Origin of the sequence: Paraburkholderia sp. SECH4 (assembly GCF_030511745.1) — a bacterium.
In the GTDB taxonomy this organism is placed as follows: domain Bacteria; phylum Pseudomonadota; class Gammaproteobacteria; order Burkholderiales; family Burkholderiaceae; genus Paraburkholderia; species Paraburkholderia madseniana.
This window is the reverse complement of sequence record NZ_JALOCP010000007.1, coordinates 199,208-207,785: the sequence shown is the minus strand read 5'-3', so window position 1 is coordinate 207,785 and position 8,578 is coordinate 199,208. Positions and strand designations below refer to the sequence as shown.

General features: G+C 62.7%; 10 protein-coding genes and 1 pseudogene. 4 read left to right on the top strand and 7 right to left on the bottom strand.

Translation table 11 applies throughout. From position 1 onward, the window contains the following. Nucleotides 1–11 precede the first annotated feature (11 nt). The gene (locus tag M0D67_RS13090; protein WP_171926864.1) at nucleotides 12–653 is read right to left on the bottom strand and encodes a VC0807 family protein; all 642 of its coding nucleotides are present in this window, start codon (nucleotides 651–653) and stop codon (nucleotides 12–14) included. A gap of 150 nt (nucleotides 654–803) precedes the next feature. Between M0D67_RS13090 and arfB the strand changes: the two genes are divergently transcribed. Further along, nucleotides 804–1,208: an alternative ribosome rescue aminoacyl-tRNA hydrolase ArfB gene (gene arfB, locus M0D67_RS13085; protein ID WP_054034662.1), complete on the top strand. Its 405-nt coding sequence runs from the start codon at nucleotides 804–806 to the stop codon at nucleotides 1,206–1,208. 114 nt (nucleotides 1,209–1,322) lie between these two features. Here arfB and M0D67_RS13080 read toward each other — a convergent pair whose 3' ends face one another. After that, nucleotides 1,323–2,618: an EAL domain-containing protein gene (locus M0D67_RS13080; protein ID WP_171926863.1), complete on the bottom strand. Its 1,296-nt coding sequence runs from the start codon at nucleotides 2,616–2,618 to the stop codon at nucleotides 1,323–1,325. A 563-nt stretch (nucleotides 2,619–3,181) separates the two neighbouring features. On the opposite strand from M0D67_RS13080, the gene M0D67_RS13075 reads away from it, so the two are divergent. Further along, nucleotides 3,182–3,472, top strand: coding sequence for a putative quinol monooxygenase (locus tag M0D67_RS13075; protein ID WP_154565246.1), 291 nt, complete (start codon nucleotides 3,182–3,184; stop codon nucleotides 3,470–3,472). Nucleotides 3,473–3,611: 139 nt separating this feature from the next. Here the strand turns inward: M0D67_RS13075 and M0D67_RS13070 are convergent, their stop codons facing one another. From M0D67_RS13070 to M0D67_RS13060, 3 genes are all read right to left on the bottom strand, one after another. After that, on the bottom strand, nucleotides 3,612–3,869 hold the full coding sequence (locus tag M0D67_RS13070; protein WP_007182306.1) for a hypothetical protein: 258 nt from the start codon (nucleotides 3,867–3,869) through the stop codon (nucleotides 3,612–3,614). 214 nt (nucleotides 3,870–4,083) lie between these two features. Beyond that, on the bottom strand, nucleotides 4,084–4,326 hold the full coding sequence (locus tag M0D67_RS13065; protein WP_093632441.1) for a hypothetical protein: 243 nt from the start codon (nucleotides 4,324–4,326) through the stop codon (nucleotides 4,084–4,086). 245 nt (nucleotides 4,327–4,571) lie between these two features. After that, a complete protein-coding gene (locus tag M0D67_RS13060) occupies nucleotides 4,572–5,360 on the bottom strand; it encodes a YdcF family protein (RefSeq protein WP_154565245.1) in 789 nt (262 codons plus the stop codon). A 197-nt stretch (nucleotides 5,361–5,557) separates the two neighbouring features. On the opposite strand from M0D67_RS13060, the gene M0D67_RS13055 reads away from it, so the two are divergent. Then, nucleotides 5,558–5,881: a hypothetical protein gene (locus M0D67_RS13055; protein ID WP_097392170.1), complete on the top strand. Its 324-nt coding sequence runs from the start codon at nucleotides 5,558–5,560 to the stop codon at nucleotides 5,879–5,881. Between the two features lie 356 nt (nucleotides 5,882–6,237). On the opposite strand, the gene M0D67_RS13050 is transcribed toward M0D67_RS13055, so the two are convergent. Beyond that, nucleotides 6,238–6,492 carry a hypothetical protein gene (locus M0D67_RS13050; RefSeq protein WP_154565244.1) on the bottom strand — a complete coding sequence of 85 codons (255 nt, stop codon included), beginning with the start codon at nucleotides 6,490–6,492 and terminating at the stop codon, nucleotides 6,238–6,240. A 318-nt stretch (nucleotides 6,493–6,810) separates the two neighbouring features. Then, nucleotides 6,811–7,197, bottom strand: a pseudogene (locus M0D67_RS13045) (transposase); the annotation flags it as partial. Nucleotides 7,198–7,606: 409 nt separating this feature from the next. Here M0D67_RS13045 and M0D67_RS13040 point away from each other — a divergent pair. Further along, nucleotides 7,607–8,509, top strand: coding sequence for a LysR family transcriptional regulator (locus M0D67_RS13040; RefSeq protein ID WP_154565243.1), 903 nt, complete (start codon nucleotides 7,607–7,609; stop codon nucleotides 8,507–8,509). The last annotated feature ends 69 nt before the right edge of the window (nucleotides 8,510–8,578 follow it).

The window sequence follows — 8,578 nt, the reverse complement described above, 5'->3', positions numbered from 1 at the left end:
GGCCAAACCCCTCATCCCGCGATCCCGCCCGGTTGCACGCGCGCTTCGACCCGGCTGCGCATGGTCTTGCGATACCACAGCGTCCATAGCGTCAAGGCGCCGTAAATGCCGTAGCCGATGAACGGCGAGACCACCAGAAAGCGTTCGATCGGCCAGGTGAGCGCCATCCAGGCGCGCAGCGCCGTTTCACCGGTCAGGCCGACGCCCCATACGAGCGTCATGAGCCGCATTGCACTGACGAGAGCAGGCCGCTCGCGCCACAAGGTTTCGAAGCGCTCGGCGCCGCCTTCCATTTCACGGGCGACGGTGGCGCGCGCGAGATAGAAGATCAGCGGACGGCGCACCGGCAACGACAGCAGAAACACCACGCCCACCGCGCCGGACACCAGCGATTCCCGCAGCAACAGCATGCGGGGGCTGCCGCCCAGCGCCATCGCCGCGACCGACAGCACGATGCCCGCCACGACCATGACGCTGAGCGCGTCGACGCGTCGAAAGCGCACCAGTTCGATCAGGCTCCAGACGATCGGCGGCACGGCGGACGCGATCAGCGCGCCGGTCTCGCCCAGGTGCGGCAGCGCGAAACGGTAGGCAAGCCATGGCAGCAGAAAGTTGACGGCCAGTTCCAGCACAAAACCCGGACGGAGTTTCATATGAATTTACGCTGTAAGCGAAAACGGCAGTATCGGTGAACCGGCTGTGTCGATGCAAATAGTTTTTCGCATCGGCGGCCGTTGCCGATAGTCCGTAGTCGGTAATCGACTGTGCCCTGGGTACACTTGCGTCTCTAGCTCAATCCCATCATGACATCCCGTTATCCGATCCCGCCGAACGAAATCGAATTGACCGCAGTGCGCGCGCAAGGAGCGGGCGGGCAGAACGTCAACAAGGTCTCGAGTGCCATCCATCTGCGCTTCGACGTGCACGCTTCGTCGTTACCGGAAGTGCTGAAAATGCGCCTGCTCGCGCTGTCCGATCATCGGCTTACGCGCGACGGGGTGGTGATTATCAAGGCGCAGCAGCATCGCACTCAGGAGATGAACCGCGCGGCGGCGCTCGCGCGGCTCGACGAGCTGATCGAAAGCGTCAGCGTGACGCGTAAGCCGCGTGTCGCGACCCGGCCGACGCGCGCGTCGAACCGGCGCCGCCTCGACAGCAAGGCCAAGCGCAGTGAGATCAAATCCGGCCGCGGGCGGGTGGAGGATTGACGGAATTAAAGGCGGCGGGGTCGAGGCGCCAAATCCCGGAAGAGCGACAAAAGTGCCCTCAGAGGCACCCGAGGAGTCTCACGATAACGCGCGCCAGCCAACGGTCGCTCAGGCTCAGCGTTTGCCCCCGCGTCCGCCAGAACGCGTATCGGGCGGCGACGTCGTCGGCACAAAATCGACGCAAAGCACATGCGTGCCGTCGCGCTCGAATGCGATTGCCGCGGTATAGCAGTCCTGGCCGTCCGCGAGCGAGTAGTGCGGCCCCATCATGGCGACGCGCCCTGGCGCGGCGAGCGCATGCTTGAAATACGCGCGCCGCGACCAGTTGCTGCGCGTATCGGTGTAGAGCGGCGCGAGCCGCAGCGGAGGTGGCGGCAGCGAGGCGGCCGAGACCGACGCTTGCGTCTGTTCGCCTTGACCGTCGGTGACGAACACGCGGCGGGCTTCGGGCAGATGCCACACCTTTTGCGCCGCCTGCCGCAGATCGCCGGTGGCTTTGAATGTGTCGGCAGCGGCGAGCACGGATTCGGCGAATCCTTCGAAACCGAGCCGCTGGTGGCCGGCATGGGCCTGTTCATAGGCGGCGAACTTGCTCCACATCGACTCGATCAGCGCCGGCACCCGGGCACACGCAGCCTGCACCGAACCCTTCGGCTGGCCGAGCCAGAAACCTTGCACGAAATCGACGTCGGCCTGCATCAGAATCATCAACTCTTCGTCGGTTTCGACGCCTTCGGCCAGTACCAGCGTACCGGACTGGTGGAGCATCGCGATCAGGTGGCTGATCATCGAATCGTCGCCTTCACGCTTGCCCGCGCGCGCGACCAGCGAGCGGTCGAGTTTCACGATGTCGGGGCGAAACCGCCACACGCGGTCGAAGTTCGAAAAACCGGTGCCGAAGTCGTCGATCGCGATCAGGAAGTCGCGCGGCTGCGATGCCGCGAGCATGCTGGCGACGGCGGATTCATCGTCGGCGGGTTGTTCGAGTACTTCGATGACGATGCGTTCCTGCGGCAGGCCGAAGTGCGCCGAGAGCTCATCGATGAAGGTGCGCTGCGGCCAGCCGGTTTCGAACACCTGTGGGCGCGTATTCAGAAACAGCCACCCGGTGCTGATGCCCTGTTCCATGAAATTCGCCACGTGCAGGCAGCGGGCGATGCGGTCGAGTTCACGTGCGTCGGCGGCCGAGCGCGTGCCGGAGAAAAGCACTTCCGGCGATACCGGCAAGCCGACCGGATCGAACGCGCGCAGCAGGCCCTCGTAGCCGACCACGCACTGATGCGTGACCGACAGCACCGGCTGGAACACGCTGTGCAGGGTCAGCGCGCGCCATGTCGCGGTCCAGCCGGACTCGTCCCGGACCAGGTGCGGGAGCAGGCCGCTAAGGGTCAATTCTCTGACGGTCGGCATAAGGGCGGGCATAAGGGCGGGCATAGTGACGTCGCGGCAAGCGGGTGACGGGGCGCGCAGACAGATTTGACGCGCAACGGATGCACAGCCCAGGCGCCGGCAGGGTCAGGCGGGCACAGCCCGGGAACGCGGAGAGCAATGCCAGCCATGCTGGGCTCCGGCGGGATTAGTCAAAACCAGTCTAGCAGTTCGAACTTCGCGTGAATGTGCGGGTTATCACAGACGCGGGATGTGGCCGGGCGCCCGGCAAACCGGCCGTGGTACAGCGGCCGGCCCCGGTCTCGTGGGCGTCTCGCGTGGGTTTCGCGTTCGTTTGCCGCGCGCAGGATCGATCGTTCGAATGAAATCAATCACGCGTATGAAGCCGAGGGTAGCAGGGCGGTGAGTGGCCGCCCGCCAAACTCCAGGCAAGGACGGTGCTCAGACATTTTGCGTCCGCGGAAGGCTTTGCATCAGGGTCATCCTGCCGTGGCCGCAGGAGCCTGCTCGGGGCGCGTGAGCGCCTGCAGGTTTGGCGGGCGGCGGGTATGCTGCTGCTTTTCCTGAACAAACGGAGCACAGGCATGGCGGAAATCGCAGTGGTCGCAATCTCGGTGGCAAAGCCGGGCTATGAAGAGCAATTGCGCGAAGCGCTCGAAGGCATCGTCGGGCCGACACGCAAGGAGCTGGGTGCGCTTCAATACGATCTGCATCGTGACGTGCAGGAGCCGCGCCGGTTCGTGTTTGTCGAGCGTTGGGAAAGCCAGGAAGCGCTGGCGGCGCATGCAAAATCCGCGCACATTGCGGCTTATAAGAAAGCGGTGGCGGATTGGGTCGAACACGCGGAAATTCGCGTCGTGTCGAAGATCGCGTAAGCGTTGAAGGGGCGAACAGCGGGGACGAAAAGCGGGGGCGAACAACGGAGGGAACTCCGAAGGTCGAACCCTGAAGCCCGAACAACGGCGAGTGAGCTGCCAGGCCGGGCACGGCCTGTGCGGTGCTCGCCGTTTATCTTTAGTGCGTGGCTTGCGGGACGTCGAGGATCAGGATGATGGTCCAGTCGGCATCGCCATCGTGGTGATACTGGCGTTCCGCGACAATGAACGGTTGCTGCTTGCCGTCCGGGCCAAGAAACAGCACGTCGCCTTCCATCGGCAGGCACTCGACGGGCGGCAGCGCGAGGAACGCTTCCTGACCGCCGCGCGGCATCAGTTTTTCGATTTTGCGAGATGCTGCTTCAGTCCATTCGATATCTAGCTGGATGTTGCTCATGCTGTCCTCCGCACCAAGGTGCGCACAGGTTAGGGGGATTCCGGCCGGGTGACGGTCGCTGGGCGCCGGTCGGTGCGCGACTTTAGCATAACGTCGGCCGGGCGCAGCAGGCCTGCAACAAGTTCATTAGACAACAAAAAAGCCGAAGCCGGCGGTGCCGGCTTCGGCTTTTCACCTTCGCGGCGAGGCCGCAGGTGATGCTGTCAAACTGCGCTCACGAACTGGCGGCTTCGGCCTTGGCGGCCTTCTTATGATGGTGCGGGGCCATCTTGTGATGTTTCTCCGGCATAGGCGCGCTTTCCATTGCTTGCTGGCGGTTTTGCAAATCTTGCGCGCGCTGCTCGACGTCGGCGGCCTTGGCCGGATCGGTGCTCATCATGACGCCGTTGTCCTGCGCATAGGCCGCGCCTGTTACGGCACTGAGGGAAACCAGGATCGCCAGGGACACTTTCTTCATTGTTACCTCCGCAGAGTGGTAATGGACCCGAATATTTGCCTGTCCAATCGGAAAGACAATGCATTCTAGCCAGCAATATCCGCTCCAGCGGACGTTTTGTAACTACAGTGACAATTAGTTACACCTTGTTACGTTCGGGCCACAGTCACTGTCGATGACGATCTCGCTTCAAACTCGACAATGCGTTGCCGATACAAAGAATATTCGCATCTCTAAATAAATTGCTTCGTTGGGAAGCGTGAGATTCAGAACCATCCGATTGCACGATAGACGTGAAATTGAGCGATTCCAATCAGTTCGTGCAGCGCAATCTCCGCATTCACCAGATTGTCATAGCGCGGCAGTACACCGGGATCTGCGTGCAGCGCGCTCGAGATCAGCGGCTGTGGCGTGAGGCCGAAACGATGGAAGTCGAGTAAGGCACGCGGCATCTGATAGGCGGAGGTGACGAGTATGAGGGAATCGTAACGTGACCGGTCGAGGATGGCAGAGACGTTGCGCGCGTTTTCGTAAGTCGTGCGGCTGCTGTTTTCCAGCACGATGTCCGCACGCGGCACCTGTTGGCGCAGCAAGTAGGGCAGATAGGTGTCCGCTTCGGTTGCGCTATGTCGCTGCGGATTGCCGCCGCTCACGATAACCTGACACGTGGCGGCCGTACGCTTGCAGGCTGCGTAGTTTTCCGCGCTCACGGCGATGCGCGCGAGCACGTCACGCGGTGGCACGAGTACATCGTCATTGTCGTAAATGGTGCCGCCGCCGAGCATGATTATCGCGGTGCGCGGCGCGAAGCGGGCGGGCGTGTCGGTCCGCCGATGCGGCTGTGCCAATTCCAGCAATGGAGCTGTGAGCCAGCCGGCGGCGAGCAGCCAGAACAGGGCGATCGCGCCAATGGCGAGAGGCCGGCGGGCGCGTTTCCAAAGCACGATTGCTGCAAAAAAAAGCGCTAATAAAGTGAATAGAATCAATTTAAATGGGGTAACGTATGACTTTCGGGACAAATTTATGGGCCTGCTATCGCGCCGCAGCGGTTGCATCGTCGGCCCGTAGACAGAACGCTAACATGGCGTTCAGACGGGGGTTCCGAAAACGAGACCAAGGCAGCACCTGGCGGAATTCGACCGCATGAAAGCGGCCAGTTTCCAGCCAAGGGCGGGTGCTATGCGCGTCACTGGTGGCGCGGTGATGTGTTGGGCATAGATGTGTCATAGCTGCACTTTAAGAAAGAAGTGAGATGACCACGTATTCCAACGAAGCGGTACTTGAAGCGCTGCGGCGGGCGCAATATCGCCAGGTCCCATGGGCCAGACGACCGGGTGTCTTCCAATATCTTCGCGCGCTAGGCTTGATGGACACTGTTCGGCAGCGCACCGTCGCACCGGCTCCGGGTTTTCACGCGCCGGTCGATATTGCCGTGCTCACCGAGCGCGGCAGGGCCGAGTTCGCGAGGCTTGCGCACGACGAACGCCTGTTGAGCTGGACCGCACAGCGAATGAACGACTACGTCGTCGCGACAGCCGAAGCGCGGCCCACAGCCGCTCTCGAAGCCCGGCCTTAAGGGCGGCGGGCAGGCGCTGGCGCTGTATTTCCCGGCCGCTCCACGCGGCTGGCGGTGATTTTATTGCTTCGCTTTATTGCCCAGCTTATGCGCCTCTGCACAGTGGGCGCCGCCCGCCCGTTGACGCAAAAAAAGCCCGTATCGCGAGGATACGGGCGTACCGGAATTACTACTGCCACGCTGTGCTAATGGCGTTGAATCAGACTGGCGCGGCGCCTCGTGGTTCCCTGACCGTTCAATTCGCCATACAGCGTGTTGTCTCGCAGTGACGATGGACGCCGGCTATAGCGAACAACAGCGTTGATCCCGTGTGATTTGACACAAGCCGAGCCTGTCAGCGGCGCGGCGGCGCATGCCTACCGGCGCCGCGCAGGGTCTTCGCGCGGCGGTTCAGGCCGCGTGCGTACATTGCTCGCGATATCGCCGCGCAAGTCGCCACGCGGCGCAGGCGGCGTGAAGTCGCGGCTGCGTGGTCCGCTTTGCTGCCAGGCTTCAACGGTGGCCGTGTGATCCGGCGGCCAGTTCCAGCCTTGGGGGCGCTGCTGTGCGAGCGCCGGTGCGGCCATTGATGAAACGACAATGCCGCACAGAAGCAGTGACATTGGTTTCATGCTGAGCTCCCGTCAAGCCGATCGACTCAAGGCCTGTTTGCATACACATAAGGTATGCCGAGTGGCGAAAGCACGCTGTAAGCAATAGTAAATGGATGTTTCACCGGCAATCATCGCGCCGCTTCAGCCGTCTGAAGCGACTCGATGATGAACTCGGAGAAACCGGAAGGGACGACTCAGTTGGGCGCGCCGAGGAGCGGTGCCCATTGTTGTCGGTCGGGCGTCGATATACGGCGCACGGCGGGCGCACGGCGGCCCAGATACACGCCGGGCGCCCGCAGGCGCCCGGAGGCAAAACAATTCGCGTCAGGCCATCTTGACCGGCGCGCGCCACGATTCCGGATTGGTCCAGAATGCGCCACGCAGACGGTCGCGGCTCGGCGGTGCCGGCGGTTTCGCCGCGGTCGCGCCAATGCGGCCGCGCAGCGAAATTTCACGGCCGCTCGTGCCGAGTCGCTTAACTATTTCGGCGAGCGTACCATCGGCTTGCCATTCGTCGAAGCGACGGCGGCAAGTCGGCGGCGACGGATAGCGGCCCGGCAGTTTGGACCAGCCTTCTCCAGTCGACAGCACCCAAAGCACGGCATTGACTACTGCGCGCGCTTCCACGCGTGGTCGACCACGACGTTCGCTCCGTGCTGGCTCCGCACAGAACAACGCCTCGACCAGCGCCCACTCGTTGTCTCTCAAATCGTCGAACAGCATCATGTTTCACCTCAGCGAAGCTAACTCCGGTGCGCTGCCCCGCGCCGCGCACTCTCCATGCACTCGATAGGCGAGTGCCAAGGGGGGTCGGGCTTGCCACGATCTGCTATTCAGTCAGTAGTCATGGCGCCGACCCTGTGTGCATGTAAATGCAGGAAGTGTGCCAAGTTGAATCCAACTACCTGAAAGGCCTGTGACAGCGGGCCAGCGCGGGCGCTAGCTAGGGGCGTATAAGAATCCAAAAAACCCATCTCGCAAATCGGGACAATCACCAATCTTGTGCAATCAAGCCCGACCAGCGTGCGTTTGCGCCTTATTGCTGCGCTGCAGCGATCGCACTAAATGCGACTGTGGTGCGACATTTCGCCATACAATGCGCATCAAACTTGGTTATTGATGAGGCTGGTAAATGAATGTGACGCTGCGTCAGCTAAGGGTTTTCATTGAGGTCGCCCGTTTGCAGAGCTTTAGCCGGGCCGGCGATGAAATCGGTCTGACGCAATCGGCGGTCAGTCGCTGCGTACGCGAACTGGAGGGGGAGATCGGTCTGAAGTTGATCGACCGCACCACGCGTGAGGTGCAGCTCACGGATGTCGGCGGCAATCTGGTGTCGAGTGTGTCACGCCTGCTGACGGATCTGGACGACGCATTGCGCGAGATCCGCGAAATCGGCGAGCAGCGCCGTGGACGGGTGGTGGTGGCCGCAAGCCCGACGATCGCCTGCCGGTTGATGCCCGGCGTGGTGGCGTCGTGCGGGCGGCAGTTTCCCTACATCACATTGGGCCTGCGCGACGACGTGCAAAGCGACGTGGTGCGCAAGGTGAAGTCGGGCGAAGTCGATTTCGGCGTGATCATCGGTCCGTTTTCCGCTGACGACCTGCTGAGCGAATCGCTGATGACAGATTCGTTTTGCGTCGTTTCGCGCGACGACCACCCCTTGGCGGCACAGAGGCAGGTGGCATGGACGGACCTCGAAGGCCAGCAGCTCGTCATGCTCGATTACGCGTCAGGCAGCCGGCCGATCATTGATGCCGTGATGCAGGAGTACGGCGTAAGCGCCACCGTGGTGCAGGAGCTGGGGCATTCCGCGACCGTTTTTGGGCTGGTCGAGGCGGGCGTGGGCGTGAGCGTGCTGCCCTGGCTGGCCTTGCCGCTGCCGGCGGGCGCCTCGCTGGTGGCGCGGCCGCTCGTGCCGCGCGCCGAGCGCACCGTCGAACTGGTGCGGCGGCGCGACCGCTCGCTGTCGCCGGCGGCGGAGGCGGTGTGGAGTCTGATTCGTCAATTGCCGGCGCGGGCTGAGGATTTGGGCTGATGACGCGGGCTTGGGCCGTTTGTTCAGCGAGATGAGATTTGTCGCGATCCGCGGAGCGGTCACCGCCTT